Genomic DNA, 22,486 nt, shown 5'->3' on the forward strand with positions numbered 1-22,486 from the left:
AGAGCCTTAATAGGCATACATTTGTTGAAAACGGCTCAAATTGTCGAGCCAGCCGTTCGGTAGTTTGCCGTCAGGATAATAGCGTTCGACGATTCGTTGATACTCGCCATTAGCGATAATGCTTGCTAAGCCTTCTCGATAACGTTCGGCAATACTGTCGGCGTTCGGATAATTGGCATCGATCATGATCGCGATCGGCGAAACGGTATTGGATAGCGGTATGCGGACGAAATCATCGGCAAGATCAGGATAAAGTTGATTAATCATTTGCCGGCCCACCAAATCGATTTCAATGACTAAGTCGATACGGCCTACCTTCAGTTTTTTAAATAGCGAGGCATGAGTATAACTGCTTTCAAAAGTGAGCCCCATTTGTTCCAAGGCTTTCCGGTCAATCAAGATGCCTTTCAAAACGCCGATCTTATAGGGTTCGAGATCTTTGAAATCATTGACTTCCAACGGTTTTTGATGACGAGGCCGATAATAAAATATCGACATTTCCGAAATCGCGATTGGGATGATCGCGGCAAACTCTTGTTGCCACATGAAAAACTCGGGGTTGCCCGAGTCGTTATTGGACCGGTCTTCAATCATTCTCGACAGCGGTACGAAACGAATTTGCGTGGTTAAGCCCGCGGCGGTCGACATGGCTTGCAGCAACTCGCTGCCCATGCCTCCTTCGAGGCTGAAACGACACCAATAAGGGGCGCTTTCATTCGCATCGACGACGATGTCGGCGGCTTGTGAGATTGCGACTCCTAGCCAAAGCGATAACAATAGCCAACGCATCGACAATCTACTTGAGAGGTAAGACGGACGCGCTTACGGCTTTATTATCGCCTAATGCTTGTTCGAGTATTTTTTGGTAAGTTCCGTCGGCGATGATGGCATCGAGGCCTTGTCTGAATTGTTTTGCCAAGGATTCGCCTTCCGGGTGCTTTTTATTGAAAATAATGCATAAGTTGCGATCTCCCGCGGCGGGCTCCAGCTTGATAAAACGCGGTTTTTCGGCCGATAAGCTTTTATCGAGATACCAATCGACGGCCAATTCCGTATCGCCGATGAAATCGACCGAACCGGCTTGCAGCCTTTCCAATAGGTTAAGGGTGTTGCCTGTTATCGTTTTAATACCGGCTTGCCGGTAGGCATTGACGTCTTCTTCCGGGGTGGCGCCGTAGACGCGTCCGGCTAGGGCTTTAAGGTCTCCCGGCCACGGAAATCCTTCGGATTGATGGGGGCGATAAATGAAATAATGATCCTGTAAGCGCAATAACGGAATGAAAACCAATGATTTTTGTTGGTCTTTGGTAAAGTTAAGCGGAGATCCGATCAAGGCCAAGGCGTTTTCTTGAAACAAGTAGTATTTCAGCATGCGCGATAAGGGGAGGGTATTGATCGGAGCTTCGATATTTTGCCTCTCCATTATCCTATTGACGAGTTCGATTGCTACTCCGCCGCCGCTAAGTTCTGTCGTGATAAAGGGCGGGGCGTCAAGCGCGTAAATGACATTGGCGCTGTCGGTGAACATATCGAGTTTGATGCGCGGTCCCGTCGCTGAGGCGCTTGCGGAAAACAATAAGATTGCGATTAACGCAATGCCCACGGTAAATCCCAATTTGAGCATATAAAAGGGGGCGGGGCATGCCTGGCGAGGGTGTCGGCGGCAGGGAGCCGCCGTCAAGTCCCCATGGACGGGTTTACGGCGTTCCTCGACAGGCATGCCCCGGCCCCTTAATACGGCTAAATCATTCAAACTGAAAATTGCTGTCATGCTCAATCGAAACGGATTTTTAGTGAATTTCATGTCAGTTTCTCGTTTAATCGATAATGGCCGAGTTGGTCAGTACCAGCAAGGTATCCCATAATCCGAAATGTAAGTTAAACGGCGAGGTTTGCGACAGGAATATCGTAATGGTTTCTTCTTTCGGGTTGATGCTAAAGCGGGTCGAATAGATGCCCGCCCATTCAAACACGCCCGGATCGCCGGAATCGACATCATGTTCGCGGTCTTGCTGAATGGCGAAGCCTAAGCCGAATTTCCAGCCCGGCCCGTGTAAGAAGTCCGCATCGAAATGGCCGATATGGTTGGTAGCGGTCATCAATTCCACCGTTTTACGGCTCAACAGGCGCACGCCGTCCAGTTCGCCCTTGTTGAGCAGCATTTGCGCGAAACGGTAATAGTCGTGTGCCGTGGTCAATACATTGGCGCCGCCGGTAAGGTATTTTCCGGATAAGGCCCGAGCATCGGATGGACATAGGGCTAGATCGCCGTCAAGCATCTTGTCGGGGGCGGGAGCCAAGGAGCCTTGCCAATCGCTTTTCCAAACGGAAGCCAGGCGATGTATTTTTTCCTTGGGCAGATAAAAATGACTGTCGTGCATTTTTAGCGGATTGAAAATACGTTGTTGCATGAATTGGTCAAACGGCATGCCGGATACGACTTCTACCAGGTAACCCAGCACGTCGCTAGCGAGGCTGTATTCCCAAAGTTCGCCCGGGTGCTTGTAAAGCGGCAGGCGCGCAAGCCGTTTGACCATGTCGCCAATCGTTTCGTTCGGTCGACAAAAACCGTCGGTAATCCCGGCTTCTTTGTAGAAGTCGATCACTAACTGCCGGTTTCGTTCATGATAATAATTATTGGGAAACAGATATAGCAAGCCTGAGGTATGACTGAGTAGATCGCGAATCGTTATTTCTCGTTTTGCCGGCACCAGTTTGTATTCGGTTGCCGAACCGGGCGGTTGCATTTCCAATACCTTGGGATCTTTGAATTCGGGGATGTATTTAGAAACGGGATCGGACAGCAGCAGCTTGCCTTCTTCGTACAGCAACATCGTCGCCACGCTGGTCAACGGTTTGGTCATCGACACGATTCTAAAAATTGTGTCTTTTTGCATGGGTTGGTCGGCACCGGCTTGCCCGGATTCGCGAAAATAGGCGATCTCGCCTTTGCGCGCCACCAGTACTACTGCTCCGGCGATCTTTTTCTCGTCGATATGCCGGTCGATTAAACGGCTGATATGCTGTAAGCGCATCGAGGACAAGCCGACGGATTCGGGCGAAACGGGCAGTGCGACTTCTTTGCTGAAGGCCGGAGATTGCGCCAGGAGTAGTATGAACAATAGTTTTATTGCTAGGGGCATGAGTTTTCTCTTTAGCTACAGGGCGTTATGTGCAATCGAAACGGGTGCTGATTCCAAAAAATGTCATTTATTTTTTACCATGAAGAACATGAAGGACTTGAAGATACAGCGTTTTCAATTAACCATTAACAGCCTATGCCATCATTACCGCGCTCCAGTCCCGCCATTGTTTTGATATTTTTTGGTCATTAACTGGATTTGAAAACCCTGTATTACTGCATTGAATTTATTGGTTCAGTTCATCTGTGATATTGGGACAGTTCATAAAGCACTCAATTCTCTTCCCTTCATTATCTTCATGCCCTTCATGGTAATAAAAAACGATCTATAAACATTGTGCTGCATCAGCACCCATCGTTATGTTATATAATCGACTTCAATCGATTGTCGCGTCGAATCGGTCTAATTGTTTAAAGTATTCTATCTTAGCCAAGAATCGATCGAGATTTTCCATAAACAAATCGATGAGCACCGGGTCGAAGTGTTTGCCTCTTTGTTGATTAAAAAAATCCAGTATGTCGTCTATCGCCCATGCCGGTTTATAGCAGCGCTCGTGACCAAGGGCGTCCAAGACATCGGCGATCGCGGTGATGCGGCCTGCAATATGAATGTTTTCGCCTTGTAAGCCAAGGGGGTAGCCGCTGCCATCCCATTTTTCGTGATGTTGTTGCGCGATGATTGCCGCCATGCGCAATAGCGGTCGATTAGAAACCGATAACATTTGAAAGCCCAAATCGCTATGGGTTTTCATGATTTTCCATTCGTCGGCGGTCAGTTTGCCGGGTTTATTCAGAATATAATCCGGAATCGCCACCTTGCCGATGTCGTGCATCGGCGATGCGTGTTTGATCAATTCCGCTTCTTCGCAGCCGCGCAGTTGCGCGAGCAAATAGCTGAATTCGGCCACGCGCCTGACATGTAGGCCTGTTTCGTGAGAGCGGGTTTCGCAAATTTCGCCTAGCGTCAAAATAACTTCGCGTTGCGTGTCGATAATTTCCCGGTTGAGTTGTTGAATCCTTTTTACGCCATCCTCGATCTTTCGTTCCATCTGGTTTTGCAGTTCTTTCAATTGCAAATGCGTGGAAACGCGCGCTTTGACCTCTTCGAACTGGAAGGGCTTGCTGATGTAGTCCAGTCCGCCGACACTGAAGGCTTTAAGTTTATCGTTAACGTCGGTTAGGGCGCTGATGAATAGTACCGGAATATTACGAGTGGACGGGTCGGATTTCAAGCGTGCGCAAACTTCAAAGCCGTTCATGCCGGGCATTTTTATGTCCAACAGGATTAAGTCGGGGGGCCTACTGGCAATGGCCGCCAAAGCCATTTCACCATTTGCGGCAGGTCTGACTTTATAGCCTTCTTCTTTTAAAATGCTGGCCAATAAGTGGAGGTTGGCGGGGGTATCGTCAACAATTAATATATCTACGTTCTTCACGTCCATGATAAATCACCTTGAACCTTAATTTGTTAAGGGGGCATCGAGCCATGCAAATAATCCTAATGCAAGCAGGGGAGGCCGTTTGTCTATTTTGCAAGAAGTTTTAATTTATATTGCATTATTCTAACAAACAAGCAGCAGTCTAGTGATTTAAAATAAATGTGATCGAGTGGTCAAATTTATTCCGTCGATCCGGAAACCTCGGTGTCAACACAGCACGATGAGTAAGATCAAGCCGGGGATAATTCCTAAAATCAAGCCGATGACAATCGCGATGACTTCGCCGGTCGAATAATTGCAACTGACTTTGCCGATTTTGACACCCGCAACTTGGTCATCGTCGAGCGACGCGAGCATTATGCCGGAGAATTCGTCGGCAACTTGCTCCTGCGAGGAGGCCAATAAGATGAGGTTGCGGGCATCGCTCAACCGGTTTTCGGCCATTTGCAGGTCATCGCTGAACGGCATGATTGAACGCGCATTTTTCAAGGCATCGATAGCTTTATCGGTTGGGCCCAGCGCGAGAGTTCTGGCTGTCTCCAAATTCTCGGAAGCGGCGATTTGTTCTGTTAAATCGTTGAGTTGTTCGTAAGCATCGGCTCCGGTTGAGCGTGCGTTTTCCGGTTGGTTTAACGAATCGGTGGAAGGGAAAAGATTGGCAGATGCGCTATTCGATGCGATAACGATCGCGATCGACACGAGTAGAATAAATAACCGGAGCGACAAAACATATTTATTTGACATCATGCATCTCCTAGATAGTGGATACGGCAAATCATGCCGTATCCGGTTGAAAAGGACGGAGGAAAACTCCGTCCGGCTTTGTGCTTTCAACTCATATTTAAGCGCTCAACGCTTTCAGAACCGCCTGCAGCGTGTCGTTCGCATCGCCGAACAGCATGCGGGTGTTTTCCATCACGAACAAGGGATTGCCGACGCCTGCGTAACCCGAGGCCATGCTGCGCTTCATCGCGATCGTCGTTTGACCCTTCCAGACTTCAAGAACCGGCATGCCGGCGATCGGGCTGTTCGGGTCGTCCAGCGCCGACGGATTGACGATATCGTTCGCGCCGATCACCAGCGTGACATCGATATGGGGAAAGTCTTCGTTAATTTCCTCCATTTCAAAGACAATGTCGTAAGGAACTTTAGCCTCGGCCAGCAGTACGTTCATGTGACCGGGCATGCGTCCCGCGACCGGATGTATGCCGAAGCGAACATTCTTGCCCTTGTGGCGGAGCAGCTTAGTGATTTCAAACACGGTATGCTGAGCCTGTGCGACAGCCATGCCGTAGCCCGGAACGATCACGATGTGACCCGCCGACATCAGTAATTGCGCGGTTTCTTCCGGCGTGATCGGATTGACGTCGCCGACGATTTCAGCCGCCGCGCCGCTGCTACCGGTACCGAAACCGCCGGCAATCACGCTAAGAAAATGCCGGTTCATCGCACGGCACATGATGTAGCTTAAGATCGCGCCGCTGCTACCGACCAACGCGCCGGTAACGATCAGTAAATCGTTACTAAGCATGAAGCCGGTCGCGGCCGCGGCCCATCCCGAATAACTGTTCAGCATCGAAACGACGACAGGCATATCCGCGCCGCCGATCGCCATGACCATGTGTACGCCGAAGGCCAGCGCGATAAGCGTCATCAACAATAACGGAAACATGCCGCCGCCGGTTTCGGCTGACGCGAGAAACCATTTGCCGAGCAAAATCGCCAAGATCAACAGACCGAGATTAAGCCAGTGCCGGGCGGGCAAGATTAGCGGTTTGCCGTCGATACGGCCGCTGAGCTTCCCGAATGCGATTACCGAACCGGAAAACGTAATCGCGCCGATCAGCACGCCGACATAAATTTCGATTTCATGTATCGTTTTTTCGACTCCGAAAAGGGATGTGCCTTCCTCGATAAAATTCGCGTAGCCGACCAGAACCGCCGCCAGACCGACCAGGCTGTGCATGATCGCAACCAATTCCGGCATTTGCGTCATTTCGACTTTCAGAGCGGCTTTGACGCCGATGGTGCCGCCGATCAGCAAGGCAATGATCAACGTGACATAGGCCGTGACCGAATCGCTCAGTACAGTGGCCAAGATCGCGATGGTCATGCCGGCCATGCCGTAATAATTGCCTCGGCGGGCGGTTTCTTGATTACTGAGTCCGCTCAAGCTCAAGATGAACAAAACGGCCGCCGCGATGTAAGACATTGAAACTAGACTTTGAGACATGGGACCTTCCTATTTCCTGAACATTTCTAACATACGGCGCGTTACGACAAAGCCGCCGACGATATTGATCGACGCGACCAGCACGGCGAGACCGGCCAATAGCGTCATCAAAAAGCCCGGCGCCGAGACTTGAATTAGCGCGCCGATCACGATGATGCCGCTAATCGCATTGGTAACGCTCATCAACGGCGTATGCAGCGACGGCGTGACATTCCAGATCACTTGATAGCCGATGAAGCAGGCTAGCACGAACACGGTGAAATGCGACATGAACGATTCCGGTGCGACCGAGCCGACACTGAACAGCGCCAGGCCGCCGAGAATCAGCGGAAGCAGTTGCTTGACCGGTTGCGGTATCGGTAATCCTGAAGGTTTCTCGATGACGGCCGGGACTTTAGTATCTTCCGTTGTTTTCGGCGCGACAGACAATGTCGGCGGAGGCGGCGGCCAAGTAATCTTGCCTTCCTTGATGACCGTGGCGCCGCGTATTGCTTCGTCTTCCATGTCGATATTGAGCTGTCCGTTTTTCTCGGGGCAAAGATCGGTTAATAAATGCCTTAAATTGGTGGCATAGAGCTGGCTGGATTGATTGGCCAAACGGCTGGGCAGATTGCTGTAGCCGATGATCGTGACGTCGTGTTCGACAACGACCTTGTCTTTTTGCGTGAGTTCGCAGTTACCGCCTTGCTCGGAGGCTAGATCGACGATGATGCTGCCGGATTTCATCGATTCGACCATGGCTTTCGTGATCAACTTCGGTGCCGGTTTTCCGGGAATCAAAGCGGTCGTTATGATGATGTCGACATCCTTGGCTTGTTGCGCGAACAAGGCCATTTCGGCTTCAATGAACTCCTTAGACATGGTTTTGGCATAGCCGCCGGTGCCGGAGCCTTCTTCCTCGAAATCCAGCATCAAGAATTCGGCGTCCATGCTTTCGATTTGCTCCTTGACTTCCGGGCGGGTATCGAAGGCCCGGACGATCGCGCCGAGCGATTTCGCGGCGCCGATCGCGGCCAGTCCGGCAACGCCCGCGCCGATAACAAGGACTTTCGCTGGCGGAATCTTACCGGCCGCGGTGATTTGGCCGGTAAAGAAGCGGCCGAAATGTTGAGCCGCTTCGATGACTGCGCGATAGCCGGCAATGTTGGCCATCGAACTGAGCGCATCCATTTTTTGGGCGCGGGAGATTCGTGGAATACTGTCCATTGCCAGTACCGTGGCGTTTTTCGCGGCCAGCTTCTGCATTAATTTTTCATTTTGTGCGGGCCAGATAAAGCTGATTAAACAACCGCCGTCCTTGAGCAATTCGGCTTCGTCTTTTTTGAGTTTCGGATGTTTTTGCGGCGGACGTACCTTCATGACCACATCGCAGTCCCGCCAAATTTTTTCGGGGCTATCGATGATTTCAACGCCGGCTTTTCGATAGGCTTCATCCGAAATATCGGCGCCGAGACCCGCGCCGGATTCGACCGCGATCGAAAAACCGAGCTTGATGATTTTTTCGGCGGCCTCGGGCGTCGTCGCGACGCGCTTTTCACCTTCGTGTACTTCTTTAGGTATACCAATTTTCATAGTGCTTCCTTTTTGTTTTTGTTTAAGCACATCGTCCCGGTATGAGGGCTACTGACCGATTAGACCTGTGGACATATAGGGCAATATCGTTGTTGATGTGCCGTGAATCGAGTCGAGCGTTATGAAATACGAAGTTAATTAAACTCCGCTTGCGGAGCATAGGCAATTCAACAAGGCATTTCAATAACTATCGACAATAAGTGCGACGAAGTCCTACTCGCATTGAATCCACGATAATAAACATTCCTGAAAAGCTTGCCGAAGCGGGGAAAAGCCGTTAGATTGTTTAAACTTAAAAACAAGGAGGTTACATATGCACTCAACACCGCTCACCATTCCATTCAATCACTACCGATTCCATTTTGAAACCGAACAACCGATTCGCCTGCCGGCTTTTCCCGGTTCCGCCTGGCGCGGCGCATTCGGCCATGCCTTAAAAAAGACCGTTTGCGTCGTTCGTAATACGCCTTGCGCGCAATGTCTGTTGAAAAACGCCTGCGCCTACAGCGTCGTGTTCGAAACGCCGCCGCCACCGGGCAGCGAAAAAATGCGCAAATACACCGCCGCGCCGCATCCCTTCGTATTGCGATTTCCCCGGCAAGACACTATCGAAACGAACTATACGTTAGATATGATCTTATTCGGACATGCCGAACGTTACTTTCCGTACATCGTACATGCCTTGCAAAAGGCCGGTCTTGACGGTATCGGCGGACACAGGCAACGCTTCGAACTTCATCATATCGATTATCTCGATTCTGTACGGAACGAACAAACCATTTACCGGGAAGGCGCATTGCAACCGAGGCCGCCGGCATCGGCGCCCAAAATACCCGATCCGCCCCAATCGATTACGATCGTAATAAAGACGCCGCTGCGCATCAAACAAGACGGAAAAAACCTGACACCGGACCATTTTAACTTCGGCGCATTCTTCGCCAACTTGCTGAGGCGTCAATCAATGCTCAGCTACTTTCATACCGATACCCCGCTTGAAATCGACTTTGCCGGACTGACCAAACAGGCATCGGCAACGCATTGCACCGAAACCAAGCTTCAATGGCACGACTGGACGCGCTACTCATCGAGACAACAAACCGAAATGAACATGGGCGGACTGCTCGGCCGATTCAGTTTAGACCTGCAAGGCAATAATGAAGTATTTTGGCCCTACCTTTGGCTAGGGCAATGGACCCATGCCGGCAAGGCGACCAGCATGGGCCTCGGTGCTTACACGATTCTCCCGACAAGCTTGCCGGATGAAGAAAAGTCAACGGAGTAAGATAGGATTGAATAACCACCCTGTGGGAGCGATCCCCAGATCGCGATTGTCGGAGCCGATAATGCCGAAATACGAATAACGGAATCGAAGTCGCGACGCCAAAGCTTTGAAAAAAAGCGCTTAAACATTGCAGGCCTCGAATATGACAAAGACAGTTTAACGGCACCGACTCCGAAATCGCGACGAAGGCGTCGCTCCCACGGTATCCAGATCTTCGGCAATGGAGACTCTCACTGCTGTGGGAGCGATCCCCAGATCGCGATTATCGAGGTCGAAAATGCCGAAAAACGAACAACGGTATCGAAGCTAAAACGCTTAAGCACCGAAAACTTGTAAAAAAGAAGAACAACCCAATGCCGAACACAACCCTACTCGCCGTAACCGGCCTAACGCCGCAAATCGTCACCGAAACGCTCTACGCCCTGTACAAGCAGAGAGGCGAAATGCCGGCGCGCATCCATATCCTAACCACGGCCGAAGGCCGGCAACGCGCCAAACTAACATTGATCAACGACGGCTGGCTCAACAGATTTTATCAGGACTACGATTTGCCCATGCCGCCATTCGACGAAAGCGACATCCATGTGCTGCAACGCGACAGCGGCGAACCGCTGCTGGACATCCGCAGCCGCGAAGACAACCAAGCAATGGCCGACGGCATCACCGAATGGATCAGAAAACTGACCGCCGACCCAAACCGCGAACTTCATGTATCGATCGCCGGCGGCAGAAAAACCATGGGCTTCTACGCCGGCTATGCGCTATCTCTGTACGGGCGTCCGCAAGACCGGCTCAGTCATGTCCTGGTATCGCCCGACTACGAATCGCATCCGCAGTTTTACTACCCGACGCCGCAGTCGCAAATCATCTACGGCAACGACCCGACCCGAAAACCCCTGGACACGCAACACGCCGAAGTCGTATTGGCCGACATCGCCTTCGTGCGCTTGCGCCACGGCCTCGATCCGGCTTTACTCGAAGGCAAGACCAGCTTCAGCCGCGCCGTGGCCAACGCGCAACAAAAACTCGGCCCGCCCGAATTGACCATCGACCTCAAACAAAGAACCCTCAGCGCGCACGGCGCCATTATCAAACTCAAACCGGTCGAAATGGCGTTTTATCTGTGGCTGCTCAACCGGCAAGCGCACGGCATGCCGCCGGTCACATGCCCGTCCGACGGCGTGCCCGATCCGGAATATGTGTTCGAATACCTCAAAAGCTACCGGCAAATCGCCGGCGAACTGGGCTTGTCCGACCGAACCTTGAAAACGCTGGTGCAGGGCATGAGTAAAGCCTTTTTCGAACAACGAAAATCCAGGGTCAACAACCGGCTAAAAGAAGCGCTAGGCGTCAACGCCAAACCCTACCTGATTGCAGCAGTCGGTAAAAGGCCGAGGACGGGGTATTGGATAAATTTGGAAGTAGGGCAGATACATTATCAGGAGTCATAAATATGCAAGAACAAGAAAAAAGAAATTTATTGGATCAATCGAGCCGCATCGCCTTATCTGCTTTTTTACACGATTTGGGTAAGTTTGCCGAACGAGCGAGGATACCGGTTAACCAAGAAATACTGGACGCCAACAAACAGCTTTATTGTCCGCATCGGAAAAATCATGTCGATGACAAAGGCTGGTTCAGTCATGTTCATGCAGCCTATACGGGTTTAGCGATGGATTTGATCGAAGATTCCATGCCCGAATTGAAAGGAGCGGATTTCGCGCCTTTCGGTTCGTGGAAATCCAAGGAAGCCGATGACTCGTTTATTAATGCCGCAGCCAAGCATCATAAGCCCGAGACTTTCTTACAATGGATCATCGCGACGGCGGATCGCGTGGCATCGGGCTTCGACCGAGAAGAATTCGAAACCTACAATCACGGCGAAGACATCACCGAGACAGGCAAAAACCACTACACCGCAAGGCAGTTGACCTTGTTCGAGCAAATACGTTTGCATAGCGAAGACAAGCAACGCTATGCGTATCGTTATCCGCTCAAACCGCTGTCGCCAAATAGTATTTTTCCGGTAAAGAGCGAGAAATGCGAAGGCAACGACGACAAAGCCGCACAAAAGGAATATGAAAAGTTATGGCAGGGCTTTGTAGAGGCGTTGAAATTATTGCCGAAATCGCACCGTAACAATTGGTCGTTATGGTTGGATCATTTTGAAACCTTATGGGGTGTTTATACGCAAGCCATTCCTTCCGCCACGGCATTCAATATACGTCCGGATGTTTCATTATACGACCATTCCAGAGTCGCGGCGGCGCTGGCAACGGCATTGTGGCGTTATCACCACGAGCGAGGGGAAACCGATGAAAACGCTGCCAAAGCACTCAAAGCCCAAGAACAAAGCTGGCAAGAGAAGAAGATTCTACTGATTCAAGGCGACTTTTTCGGCATTCAGGATTTCATTTTCGCCAGCGGCGGAGAAACCAACAAGAGAGCCGCCAAATTGCTGCGCGGCCGTTCTTTTTATGTCTCATTGCTCAGCGAGTGCGCGGCGCTCAAAGTTTTGGAAGCATTGGCATTACCGTCCACGAACCAGGTCATCAACGCCGCCGGCAAGTTCATGATTGTGGCGCCGAATACGCCGGCGACTATTGAAACGCTACAACAGATCCAAAAAGAATTAAACGACTGGTTTTTAGAACAGAGCTGGGGACAAGCCGGCGTTGGCTTGGCTTGGACGGATGCCTCGTGTAACGATTTTCGCCGGGCCAAACCAGGCATGCCGAGCCCGTATAAGGCATTGATTACCAAGTTATTCGATCAACTGGAAATCGCCAAGAATCAACGACTGAATTTGTGCGGCGATACAACGGCGCCGATTGTTTTCAAAGATTTTCTCGATCGTTTCGACAAGGACAAAGGCGTTTGCAAAATTGACGGAAAATCGCCGGCAAGCGAACAGCTCGACCAAGAAACCAGCATTAGCCGATTGGCGTGGGACCAACTGAAAACCGGGGAGTGGTTGACGCGCCGGGAGCGTATTCTGATTACCCGGCAATCCTTGAATATGTCCAGCACCCTCAAAATACCGGTGTTCGGCTACCATATCAGTTTTGCCGAAAACCAAGACATCCAAGGCAAGTTCGGCGAACAAGCTAAAAACGGCAATCTGCTCAGGGCATGGGATTTTTCGCTGCCGAAATCAGCGGATGGCGCATTATGGAACGGATATGCCCGGCGAACGATCAATGCCTATGTGCCGAAATTCGATGAAAAAGCCCAAGCGGAGGCGCTATTGGGCAAATATGCCGGCGAGGACAAACTGGAATTGGACGATGCCAAAACGCTCAACCATATTGCCTGTGAAGATCAAACCTTGCAGGAAAACCATCGATGGCAAGGCATCACGGCGCTTTCGACCTTAAAAGGCGATGTCGATAATCTCGGCATGATCTTTCAATCGGGACTGGGAGACGATACCAGTTTCAGTAAAACCGCCGCCTTGTCGCGGCAAATCAACGCATTCTTTACGATTTATTTACCTTGGTTGTGCCAAACCGAATATGACAATTGCTATACCGTATTTGCCGGAGGCGACGATTTTTTTCTGATAGGTCCTTGGCTGTCGCAGATAAATTTGGCCGGCAAAATGCGGCAAGCTTTCCAAGAATACGTCGCGCACAATCCCGAAGTACACTTTTCCGCAGGCATCAGCACCACCAAGCCCGGTCTGCCGATCAATCAACTGGGCGAAATGGCGGAGGACGCACTGGAGCGAGCCAAAGCGCATAATCCCGGTCAAGTGGCGCCTTCGCCCAAAAACGCCGTCAACTGTTTTAATCAAGATATGTTTTGGGAAGAGTTCAGCGCCTTGTCAACCCGCCGGGAACGATTGCAGGAACTTAGCAAAGACATGGACTTAAGCACCGGCTATGTTTACGGCTTGCTCAACTTGATCGACATGGCCGAGAAGGTCGACGAAAAGCCGGAAAACGCGATTTGGCATAGCTACTTCGCTTACCGTACCGTACGCATGCTGGAGCGCAATAAACACCTCGATAAAGAGCAGCGTAAACGCCGGCAAGAGGAACTGGCCGAGGAAATCGCCAATGCCGGCATTACAAGGCACGGCAGTAATTATCGAGTCGCGCTATTTTGCCACCTATACCAGCAACGCGATTGAAAGTTTGTGGATGCGGCGCGGCGTCGCGACCTTCATCGTTCCCACGCTCCGGCGTGGGAATGCCTCCGAAGACGCTCCGCGTCGAGATAGGAAAACGCCATGGGAAGAAGCCGCTACACGATAAAAGAACCGGGCCAGCCGCATTTTCTGACCTGCACCATACAGGAATGGCTACCGGTTTTCACGCGTCCGGAAACCGTGCAGGTACTACTCGATTGCTGGCAATATCAACGCAAAGAGCAGGGCTTGAAACTATACGGTTTCGTCGTGCTGGAAAACCATCTGCACTTCGTCGCACAGTCGGAGCGCTTGGATAAATGCCTGAACAGCTTTAAATCCTATACGGCACGGAAGATCATCGATTACCTACAAGAAAATCGAGTCGATCGCATCCTGGACCGGCTTCGTTTCGCAAAACGAGCGCATAAAACGGATAGAGCGTATCAGTTCTGGCAAGAAGGCGCGCATGCCGAGTTGGTACACAACGAAGCGATGATGAGGCAGAAGCTGGATTACATTCACCATAATTCGGTCGAGCGGGGTTATGTCGCAAAGCCGGAGCATTGGCGTTATTCCAGCGCGGCGAATTATTTTGGCGGCGAGCCGTTATTGGAGATTGATCCTTGGTGAAGCCGAATGGCTCTGTTCATCGGGACGCGGAGCGTCCCCGGATGCGTTCCCACGCCGGAGCGTGGGAACGATAAGAATCATAAGACATGGCTCCTACGCTCCGGCGCTCGCCGTTATACACAAGTATCGGTAAACTTGCTAAACAGAGTTCGTCGTATACCTGGAAACGGTGCTGTTTGATAAATCTGCGGATATTGAACATCAGTGGCTTCGAAATCGCGACGAAGGCGTCGCTCCCACAAGGGGTCGGATGCTCTGTGGGAGCGATCCCCAGATCGCGATTTCGAAGTCGGGAATGTTGGGCGACAAAAAATGGTATCGAAGCCTCATTAGCTAAGATTACAAAACAGTAATTTTTGACTTATGTATAACGATGAGCGCTCCGGCGTGGGAGCAAGCCCGAGCCGCTTTAGCGGCGCGAAATGAAATTTAAGCGACATTGACAAACAGGAGAACAACATGGAAATAAATATCGGTAAACCGGGTGAAAAAATCAACCCAAACTTGTTCAATGACATAGCCAAAAATGTGGCCAAAGTTGTTGCGAGCGGAGGTGACAGAGTCAATAAGGCAACTCAAATCAGAAAGTTTTATGACGAAATCGTTTTATGGGACAGCAAGGTGCGCCAAAATCCTGAAAAATTTGATGACTATCTGCCATTTATTCGGATGATCAACGCCAAGGCGGCTTATGCGAGAGGCCGCAAGCTAGTCGATGACAATTTCGTTGACTTGATCCATAAAGGGTTGCAACAAGTCATTTGCGCTCAAACCTTGCATACATTCAAATTATTCATGGAAGCCTTCATGGGCTTTTATAAACAAGAACGCCCAAATTGATCGGAGGCAAACATATGCAACTCACCAAAATACAAAAACTCACCGGCCAAATCGAATTATTGAGCGGTCTTCATATCGGCAGCGGCAACACCGAAATTCACATTGGCGGCACCGATAATCCGGTTATCAAAAATCCGATTACTCAACAGCCTTATATTCCAGGTTCCAGCATCAAAGGCAAAATGCGTAGCCTCTTGGAGTGGCAATTAGGCGTGGTCGGACAAACGGATGGGCAACCGCTTAGCTTCAAACACTTGAAGAAACTCGATGGCAACGTGCTGGATAAAGCGAAAGCCTTAGTCAAATTGTTCGGAGGCGCGCCCGATGGCGACATTGCTTCGGATTTATTGGCTGAAATCGGCCCGAGCCGGCTATCGTTCTGGGATTGTTCGTTATGCCCGGAGTGGGCGAAAGAAATGGATGACAAAAACCTGCTGCTCACGGAAACCAAAATGGAAAACATGATCGATCGAATCAAAGGCACGGCCGAACATCCACGCAACACCGAACGCGTCCCGGCCACCGCCAAATTTGATTTCAATCTGACGATACGCGTTCATAATGACGAAGACTTGCTCGATACCGTGCTCCAAGGCATGAAATTGTTGGAATTGACCGGCCTGGGCGGTTCCGGATCGCGCGGCTACGGCAAAATAAAATTCCGCGAACCTAAGTTGGATGGTCAATCGATTCAAGACCGTTTGGAAAAAATCACCTTGTAACAAGAGGCCGGAATATGCAACCGATACGCAAAATCTATCAAGATGCACCCGATAGTATCGCCATACCCGAAGAATTGCGCCACCAGGCGGTGGAAGTCATTATTTGGCCTCTGTCAGAACAAACAGGCCAATCGGAAGAAACCGATGCCAATGGCTGGCCGATTGGTTTTTTTGAAGAAACCTTTGGTTCGCTGCCCGATTTGCCCGACCGGGAATGGCAGGGAGACTATGAAGAACGGGAGCCGTTGGCATGAAATATTTACTGGATACGAATGTATGCATTCGCTATATGCAAGGCCGAGTGACGGCGATTCGCGATGCCATTCATGCTAGGCGCTCGGAGTCGATGTCGATTTGTTCGGTGGTTAGAGCGGAATTGTTCTATGGCGCAATGAAGAGTCAATTTCCTAGCGAGACCCTAGACAAACAGCGACGCTTTCTCGATTGTTTTCCAACCTTGCCATTCGACGATAGATCCGCGCTGATCTTTGGCCAAATCCGCGCGGATTTGCACCGTCAAGGAATGCCGATCGGACCTTACGATTTACAAATCGCCGCGATAGCTCTGGCTAACAACCTGACATTGGTGACCCATAATACCCGCGAATTCAGCCGTATCGCAGGGCTACAGTTGACCGACTGGGAGATTTGAATGCAAGTGTTTCGCGTCATAATCAATTTGCAATCGCCATTCGCGACGCCGCTAAAAGGCGATACCTTGTTCGGGCAACTGTGCTGGGCGATTCGCAACCGGTTCGGTGAAGCAAGTTTGACCGAATTATTAACCGGTTATACCGAAAGCAGGCCGTTCGCGGTCGTATCCGATGCCTTTCCGCAAGGCTATCTACCGTTACCGAAACTACCGTTTAGCCATTACCGCCCGATCGACGGCACCGATCGAAAAGCCGTCAAAAAGCGTTGTTGGCTACCCGAAAAGGAAATCGAAAAACCGGTTTCGGAATGGTTGGGTCTTGCGAAAACGGCGGCGGATATCGCCGGCGACTTCGGTAAGCTGAGCGAAAAACATCCTCAGCCGCACAATACCATCGACCGGCGTACCAACACGACGGGAGAGGGCGGTTTCGCGCCGTACAGCATCGAACAGGAATGGTTCATTCCCGGTCTGCGTTGGCATGTCTATGTGCTATTGGATACCGAACGGTTGAGCGCGGAGGACTGTCAAGATTGCCTGACCGATATCGGTCAATTCGGCTTCGGGCGCGATGCCAGCATTGGACTTGGTAAATTCAAGCTGGAAGCATTTCAAGCCGCCGAATTACCTTCTCAAGCCGATGCCGATAGCAGTTTGACGCTGGCGCCATGCGCTCCGCAAGGCTTGGGCTTCGCGCCTGAACGCAGCTATTATCAACTCTTCACCCGGTTTGGCCGGCATGGCGATATCGCCGTCCACCAAGAAGGCAAGCCGTTCAAAAACCCGATATTATTGGCGCAAACCGCCGCGATAATGGCTGCGACGCCCCCCGCGTCCGGTTATATCGGCCAAGGCATCGGCGGCAACGGCGAGCTCTCGAAAACGCTACCCGCCACGGTACATCAAGGCTATGCTCCCGTCATAGCCGTCAATTTTCAAGCCAAGGAATGTTCATGACACATTTTTTGAATCACTACACGCTGAAATATACGCCGTTATCGCCCATTCACATTGGCACCGATGAAAGCTACGAGCCGGGCAATTATGTCATCGATGACGAAGCCGGCGCTTTATACAGTTTCGATAGCCAAGCGGCGCTGGCCGGTTTGAGCGACAGCAACAGACAACAATTATTGTCTATCGTCAACGGTAAACCCGATGACACGATGCTAACCAAGGTACAGTCTTTTTTTCATAACCATCGGGAGAAACTACTGGCCTTTGCCAAGCCGCCCGTGCCCACTGCCGGCGGAATTAAATCGCTGTATCGAAAACGCATCGGCCAAACCTCGCAACATGAAGGCCAGGGTCGGCGAGTAATCAACAAGTTGGAAATCGATCGCACCTTTTATAATCCGGTCGACGGCCTTCCGCTCTTACCGGGCAGCAGTATCAAAGGCGCCATCAGAACCGCGCTGCTGGACGATATCAATGACAACAAACCGTTGATCGACCGTAAACAAAGCAACCAAAAACTGCAAGAGTCCTTGTTTGAAGGTAAATTTCATACCGATCCGATGCGGCTTATATCGGTCGGCGATGCGGGCTGGCAAGGCAAGGCCGACAAGCCGGCGTGCCAGGTACAATTCGCCGTCAATCGCAAACGCAAGCCTGTCATAAAAAACGGAAAATTGCTGCAATCGCAAGCCGAAGCCAGCAATCTTTACCAATTATTGGAATGCGTGGCGCCGCATCATTATCAATGTTTCACTGGCAGTCTAACGCTTTTAGATACGCAATCCGTCAGTCAAGATCAGCGCAAACTACCCAAGCCACACTTGCACTGGACCGCCCAAGACATCGCCAAGGCCTGTAACGATTTTTATATGGGGTTATTCTGGAAAGAACTCAACGGCATGAAAGAAAGGGATTATCTGCAAGCCGATTGGGTTAAGCAGATTGAACAGTTAATGGATAAAGGACTGTCTCAGCGATTGCATAACGGCGAAGCTTTTTTGCTGCGTGTCGGCAGGCATAGCGGAGCCGAGGCATTAACGCTCAATAATGTCCGCAACATCAAAATCATGCAGGGCAGGGGAGAAAGGCCGAAATGGGAAAAACAACCCAAAACCTGGTGGCTGGCCGCCGATGACATCGGCAATCGAAATAATCTGCTGCCTTTCGGCTGGCTCTTGGTCGAAATCGATCCGAAAACCCCCGATAGTCAACTGCAAAACTGGCTGGAGCAAGGCAATCAAGACCTAATCGATTGGATGCGGCGACAATCTGTCAAACAAAACGAGCTCAAACAACAAGCCGAATTACGGCAACAACATGAAAAAGAGAAACAACTGGCGGAACAGCAACGTGCCGAGGAAATGCGTCTGCAGCAAGAGGCGGAGCAACAACGTCTCGCAACGTTAAGCCCGATAGACCGGGATGTCGAAGAGTTTCTAAAACCGTTTCAACAACAAGAACACGATACCCGTTTGCTGCAAGCTTTGGAATCGGGCCGTTGGCAGGGGGAAGACGCCAAACGCATTGCACAAAAAATCAAAAAGTTAATGGTCGATGCAGGCAAATGGCTTCCGGATTTCGAGGGAACGAATAAGCAAAAAGTGAAACTTAAACAACGCAGCTTGAAAGTGCTTTCCTATCTGCAGGATTGATCTTTATCCTCGTACCCACGGTCCTCCGCTCGCCGTTATACACAAGTATAAATATACCTATTGTGCAAAAAGCAGCGACCGAGCGCCAGGTTGCCGTGTCGTCCGAAAAGGCTATTGATGTATGAGCGTTAGCGACTTCGATAGTCGCGACGAAGGCGTCGCTCCCACAGCGGGCGGCGGATGCTCTGTGGGAGCGATCCCCAGATCGCGATTTCGAGGCCGAGAGTGTTAAGTGACAATAAAGGGTATCGAGGCCGCATTGGTTAAGATAGCAAAAGGATAATTTATGACTTATGTATAACGATGAGCGGACCTCCGTGGGAATGCATACCGATTTTGCTTCGGCAGCCAACGTTTGCGTTCGCAAGGAGGACCGTAGGATTCCAGACAGGGACGCTTTAGCGTCCCGAACCGCAGAGCGGTTCAGGCTGCATTCCCACGCAGAGCGTGGGAACGATGAAACTAAAAATAATCAAACCATGACCCAAATCTTAATCTGCACCGTCGGCGGCAGTCATCAGCCGATCGTAACCGCCATCAACGACCTGCGCCCCGACTTCGTTTTGTTTGTCTGCACCGATAAAGACCCCGCGACCGGGCGGCCCGGTTCCGCCGTGCAAATTACCGGTAACGGTAATTGCATTAAGGCGGAGCCCAAGGACGACAAACCCAGCCTGCCCAATATCCCGGCGCAAACCGGATTGACGCCGGAACAATACGAGGTGTGTTTGACTTTGTCCGACGACCTCGACCGTATCTACGCCGATTGCAATCGAACCTTGGATGAGCTGGTGCGGAGGTTTCCGAACGCGGCGATCATGGCCGATTACACCGGCGGTACTAAATCAATGAGCGCCGGCTTAGTCATGGCGGCGATGGAACGGCAAGACATACAACTGCAACTGGTGACCGGCAGCCGAGCCGATTTGATCAAGGTACATGACGGCTCGCAATATGCGGCCTTGGCAAATATCGAACAAATCCGTTTCGAACGACAAATCGCGCCCTATCGCCAGGCTTGGAAACGATTCGCCTACAGCGAAGCCGAGGCCGGCCTTAAAGACATCAAGGCACCGGGACATGCGTTGTTACGCAGCCGCTTCACGCGTTTTCGCGACTTGAGCCGCGCCTTTGCAGAATGGGACAACTTCAACCATCAAACCGCGCTCGATCTGCTGCAAAACTACGCGCCCGGATTGCCGAACGAACTTAGAGCCTATCTGCCGATCGCCATGCGCTTGCGCGATCAACGCCCGGAAAAACGCGAGCCGGCGCAACTGTTCGACTTGTATCTCAATGCCCGGCGCCGCGCCGCGCAAGGCCGCTACGACGATGCCGTCGCGCGGGTTTATCGCCTGATCGAATGGACCGCGCAATGGCTGTTGAAATCGCACTGCGGCATCGATACGGCCAACATCGCGAAAGCCGAAATTCCCGCCGGTATGGAGCTGACGGCCAATAGAGAAGGAATCTACCAAGCAGGTCTGTTTCAGGCTTGGCAGTTGGTCAAGGTCAAAACCCAAGGTGCGGCTGCCGAATTCATCAAAGCAGAGGAAAAAAACCTTCTCAATCAAATCAAAAGCCGCAATCAATCGATCTTGGCGCACGGCTTCGCGCCCGTTCAACAGCCGCATTGGCTGCAACTGGCGGACTGGTTGGAATCGCGCTTCCTGCCGATGCTGCTGGCAGAAAGCCGTCGAGTCGGGATAAAAGACATGCCGCCGCAACTGCCGCAAAGTTATGACTTGTAGATTGAATAGTTGAAGGCTTAATTAGAAAACTCTCCCTGTGGGTGCGATCCCTAGATCGCGATAATCGAGGTCGAGAGAGTCGAGTGACCTATTGACGGTATCGAAGTCAAAGCGCCAAGGCTTCGATCAAAGCCTTGGCTGCTGAGTATCGATGGCCTCGAAATCGCGACGAAGGCGTCGCTCCCACAAAGGTCATTGCCGCACTGTGCGAGTTTTCTCCCTGTGGGAGCGATCCCCGGATCGCGATAATCGAGGTCGAAAGAGTCGAGTGACCTATTGACGGTATCGAAGCCAAAGCGCCAAAGCTTCGATCAAAGTTGGTGGTTGCTGAGTATCGGTGGTCTCGACATCGCGACGAAGGCGTCGCTCCCACAATAAAAGCTGAGCCGATAGCGACGATTCGAGGGGTAACATTGAAAGCACAAAAAAATGCTAAACCGCACAGTAAAGATTTGCGAAAAGGCCGTTTTTCCGCGCCCAATCAAATTTATTCGGTTACCATCAATATTGAAGATCGCATTCCGGTTTTCAAAGATTTTAATGCGGCAAGAGGGCTTATTAACATCATGAGGAATGAGCAAACATTGGGGCGGGCGAATACACTTGCATTCGTGGTCATGCCGGATCATTTACATTGGTTGTTGCAATTGACCGGTCAAATGAGTCTTTCGAAGGTATTGCAAAGTGTAAAAGGCTTATCGGCCAAAAAAGTCGGCCGACCCATTTGGCAAGAAGGTTATCATGATCGCGCGGTGCGTAGAGAGGAGGACTTGCTAAGTATAGCCAGATACATCGTAGCCAATCCGTTACGCGCGGGCTTGGTTAAGAAGATAGGCGAATACCCGCATTGGGATGCGATTTGGCTATAGCGAGAATAAAGTTTACATTCAAGCGTGAAAAAGAGAGTTTCAATGTTGTGGGAGCGATCCCCAGATCGCGATCGTCGAAGTCGTAATGCTAAACATACGAACAACGGAATCGAAGTCAAAATGCCTAAGCTCCGGAAAAAAGGCGGCGAAACATTGCAGGCTTCGAATACGACAAAGACAGCTTAACGGCATCGACCTCGAAATCGCGACGAAGGCGTCGCTCCCACAGCGGGCGGCTTGGAACATCCACAGCATCCTGTGGGAGCGATCCCCAGATCGCGATCGTCGAAGTCGTAATGCTAAAGAAACGAACAACGGAATCGAAGTCAAAATGCCTAAGCTCCGGAAAAAAGGCGGCGAAACATTGCAGGCTTCGAATACGACAAAGACAGCTTAACGGCATCGACCTCGAAATCGCGACGAAGGCGTCGCTCCCACAGCGGAGCTTGGAACACCCACAGCACCTTGTGGGAGCGATCCCCAGATCGCGATTGTCGAAGTCGTAATGCTAAACATACGAACAACGGAATAGAAGTCAAAATGCCTAGCTCCGGAAAAAAGGCGGCGAATCATTGCAGGCTTCGAATACGACAAAGACCGCTTAACGGCA

Annotated in this window: 19 protein-coding genes; 12 read left to right on the forward strand and 7 right to left on the reverse strand. The window is 51.0% G+C overall.

Translation table 11 applies throughout. The features are described from left to right. Positions 1–6: 6 nt before the first annotated feature. The 7 genes from WJM45_RS06725 to WJM45_RS06755 all read right to left on the reverse strand — a co-directional run bounded on the left by WJM45_RS06725 (position 7) and on the right by WJM45_RS06755 (position 8,386). Positions 7–789, reverse strand: coding sequence for a transporter substrate-binding domain-containing protein (locus tag WJM45_RS06725; protein ID WP_341328198.1), 783 nt, complete (start codon positions 787–789; stop codon positions 7–9). A gap of 7 nt (positions 790–796) precedes the next feature. Further along, positions 797–1,804 (reverse strand): transporter substrate-binding domain-containing protein, encoded by a 1,008-nt coding sequence (locus WJM45_RS06730; RefSeq protein WP_341328199.1) that lies wholly within the window; start codon positions 1,802–1,804, stop codon positions 797–799. Between the two features lie 13 nt (positions 1,805–1,817). Continuing rightward, positions 1,818–3,143, reverse strand: a complete 1,326-nt coding sequence (locus WJM45_RS06735) for a serine hydrolase domain-containing protein (protein ID WP_341328200.1) — start codon at positions 3,141–3,143, stop codon at positions 1,818–1,820. A gap of 376 nt (positions 3,144–3,519) precedes the next feature. Continuing rightward, positions 3,520–4,584: a response regulator gene (locus WJM45_RS06740; RefSeq protein WP_341328201.1), complete on the reverse strand. Its 1,065-nt coding sequence runs from the start codon at positions 4,582–4,584 to the stop codon at positions 3,520–3,522. Between the two features lie 204 nt (positions 4,585–4,788). Then, a complete protein-coding gene (locus WJM45_RS06745; RefSeq protein ID WP_341328202.1) occupies positions 4,789–5,328 on the reverse strand; it encodes a hypothetical protein in 540 nt (179 codons plus the stop codon). A 94-nt stretch (positions 5,329–5,422) separates the two neighbouring features. Further along, a complete protein-coding gene (gene pntB, locus WJM45_RS06750; protein ID WP_341328203.1) occupies positions 5,423–6,814 on the reverse strand; it encodes a Re/Si-specific NAD(P)(+) transhydrogenase subunit beta in 1,392 nt (463 codons plus the stop codon). A 9-nt stretch (positions 6,815–6,823) separates the two neighbouring features. Further along, positions 6,824–8,386, reverse strand: coding sequence for a Re/Si-specific NAD(P)(+) transhydrogenase subunit alpha (locus WJM45_RS06755; RefSeq protein ID WP_341328204.1), 1,563 nt, complete (start codon positions 8,384–8,386; stop codon positions 6,824–6,826). Positions 8,387–8,699: 313 nt separating this feature from the next. Between WJM45_RS06755 and cas6 the strand changes: the two genes are divergently transcribed. The 12 genes from cas6 to WJM45_RS06815 all read left to right on the forward strand — a co-directional run bounded on the left by cas6 (position 8,700) and on the right by WJM45_RS06815 (position 21,876). Then, entirely contained in the window at positions 8,700–9,668 is a 969-nt protein-coding gene (gene cas6 / locus WJM45_RS06760) for a CRISPR system precrRNA processing endoribonuclease RAMP protein Cas6 (RefSeq protein WP_341328205.1), read from the forward strand. 353 nt (positions 9,669–10,021) lie between these two features. Further along, positions 10,022–11,119 carry a CRISPR-associated ring nuclease Csm6 gene (gene csm6, locus WJM45_RS06765; RefSeq protein ID WP_341328206.1) on the forward strand — a complete coding sequence of 366 codons (1,098 nt, stop codon included), beginning with the start codon at positions 10,022–10,024 and terminating at the stop codon, positions 11,117–11,119. Between the two features lie 2 nt (positions 11,120–11,121). Further along, entirely contained in the window at positions 11,122–13,803 is a 2,682-nt protein-coding gene (gene cas10, locus WJM45_RS06770) for a type III-A CRISPR-associated protein Cas10/Csm1 (RefSeq protein ID WP_341328207.1), read from the forward strand. Between the two features lie 99 nt (positions 13,804–13,902). Further along, positions 13,903–14,433, forward strand: a complete 531-nt coding sequence (locus tag WJM45_RS06775; protein ID WP_341328208.1) for a transposase — start codon at positions 13,903–13,905, stop codon at positions 14,431–14,433. 459 nt (positions 14,434–14,892) lie between these two features. Further along, on the forward strand, positions 14,893–15,273 hold the full coding sequence (gene csm2 / locus WJM45_RS06780) for a type III-A CRISPR-associated protein Csm2 (RefSeq protein ID WP_341328209.1): 381 nt from the start codon (positions 14,893–14,895) through the stop codon (positions 15,271–15,273). Positions 15,274–15,287: 14 nt separating this feature from the next. Continuing rightward, positions 15,288–15,995, forward strand: coding sequence for a type III-A CRISPR-associated RAMP protein Csm3 (gene csm3, locus WJM45_RS06785; protein ID WP_341328210.1), 708 nt, complete (start codon positions 15,288–15,290; stop codon positions 15,993–15,995). 14 nt (positions 15,996–16,009) lie between these two features. After that, a complete protein-coding gene (locus WJM45_RS06790; RefSeq protein ID WP_341328211.1) occupies positions 16,010–16,249 on the forward strand; it encodes a hypothetical protein in 240 nt (79 codons plus the stop codon). Continuing rightward, positions 16,246–16,647, forward strand: a complete 402-nt coding sequence (locus tag WJM45_RS06795; RefSeq protein WP_341328212.1) for a type II toxin-antitoxin system VapC family toxin — start codon at positions 16,246–16,248, stop codon at positions 16,645–16,647. The genes WJM45_RS06790 and WJM45_RS06795 overlap by 4 nt, the downstream gene beginning before the upstream one ends. Next, on the forward strand, positions 16,648–17,604 hold the full coding sequence (locus WJM45_RS06800; protein ID WP_341328213.1) for a CRISPR-associated protein Csm7: 957 nt from the start codon (positions 16,648–16,650) through the stop codon (positions 17,602–17,604). Next, positions 17,601–19,256, forward strand: a complete 1,656-nt coding sequence (locus WJM45_RS06805; RefSeq protein ID WP_341328214.1) for an RAMP superfamily CRISPR-associated protein — start codon at positions 17,601–17,603, stop codon at positions 19,254–19,256. The genes WJM45_RS06800 and WJM45_RS06805 overlap by 4 nt, the downstream gene beginning before the upstream one ends. Positions 19,257–19,735: 479 nt before the next feature. After that, a complete protein-coding gene (locus tag WJM45_RS06810) occupies positions 19,736–21,007 on the forward strand; it encodes a TIGR02710 family CRISPR-associated CARF protein (RefSeq protein ID WP_341328215.1) in 1,272 nt (423 codons plus the stop codon). Positions 21,008–21,420: 413 nt separating this feature from the next. Continuing rightward, positions 21,421–21,876, forward strand: a complete 456-nt coding sequence (locus tag WJM45_RS06815) for a transposase (RefSeq protein WP_341328216.1) — start codon at positions 21,421–21,423, stop codon at positions 21,874–21,876. Positions 21,877–22,486: the final 610 nt, after the last annotated feature.

Source organism: Methylotuvimicrobium sp. KM2 (assembly GCF_038051925.1).
Classification (GTDB): domain Bacteria; phylum Pseudomonadota; class Gammaproteobacteria; order Methylococcales; family Methylomonadaceae; genus Methylotuvimicrobium.

Coding starts and splice junctions, on each gene's coding strand:
- WJM45_RS06725 (WP_341328198.1), bottom strand. CDS start 789: ATGCGTTGGCTATTGTTATCGCTTTGGCTAGGAGTCGCAATCTCACAA.
- WJM45_RS06805 (WP_341328214.1), top strand. CDS start 17,601: ATGACACATTTTTTGAATCACTACACGCTGAAATATACGCCGTTATCG.
- cas10 (WP_341328207.1), top strand. CDS start 11,122: ATGCAAGAACAAGAAAAAAGAAATTTATTGGATCAATCGAGCCGCATC.
- WJM45_RS06790 (WP_341328211.1), top strand. CDS start 16,010: ATGCAACCGATACGCAAAATCTATCAAGATGCACCCGATAGTATCGCC.
- csm2 (WP_341328209.1), top strand. CDS start 14,893: ATGGAAATAAATATCGGTAAACCGGGTGAAAAAATCAACCCAAACTTG.
- pntB (WP_341328203.1), bottom strand. CDS start 6,814: ATGTCTCAAAGTCTAGTTTCAATGTCTTACATCGCGGCGGCCGTTTTG.
- csm3 (WP_341328210.1), top strand. CDS start 15,288: ATGCAACTCACCAAAATACAAAAACTCACCGGCCAAATCGAATTATTG.
- csm6 (WP_341328206.1), top strand. CDS start 10,022: ATGCCGAACACAACCCTACTCGCCGTAACCGGCCTAACGCCGCAAATC.
- WJM45_RS06730 (WP_341328199.1), bottom strand. CDS start 1,804: ATGAAATTCACTAAAAATCCGTTTCGATTGAGCATGACAGCAATTTTC.
- WJM45_RS06775 (WP_341328208.1), top strand. CDS start 13,903: ATGGGAAGAAGCCGCTACACGATAAAAGAACCGGGCCAGCCGCATTTT.
- WJM45_RS06735 (WP_341328200.1), bottom strand. CDS start 3,143: ATGCCCCTAGCAATAAAACTATTGTTCATACTACTCCTGGCGCAATCT.
- WJM45_RS06755 (WP_341328204.1), bottom strand. CDS start 8,386: ATGAAAATTGGTATACCTAAAGAAGTACACGAAGGTGAAAAGCGCGTC.
- WJM45_RS06800 (WP_341328213.1), top strand. CDS start 16,648: ATGCAAGTGTTTCGCGTCATAATCAATTTGCAATCGCCATTCGCGACG.
- WJM45_RS06740 (WP_341328201.1), bottom strand. CDS start 4,584: ATGGACGTGAAGAACGTAGATATATTAATTGTTGACGATACCCCCGCC.
- WJM45_RS06810 (WP_341328215.1), top strand. CDS start 19,736: ATGACCCAAATCTTAATCTGCACCGTCGGCGGCAGTCATCAGCCGATC.
- WJM45_RS06745 (WP_341328202.1), bottom strand. CDS start 5,328: ATGATGTCAAATAAATATGTTTTGTCGCTCCGGTTATTTATTCTACTC.
- cas6 (WP_341328205.1), top strand. CDS start 8,700: ATGCACTCAACACCGCTCACCATTCCATTCAATCACTACCGATTCCAT.
- WJM45_RS06795 (WP_341328212.1), top strand. CDS start 16,246: ATGAAATATTTACTGGATACGAATGTATGCATTCGCTATATGCAAGGC.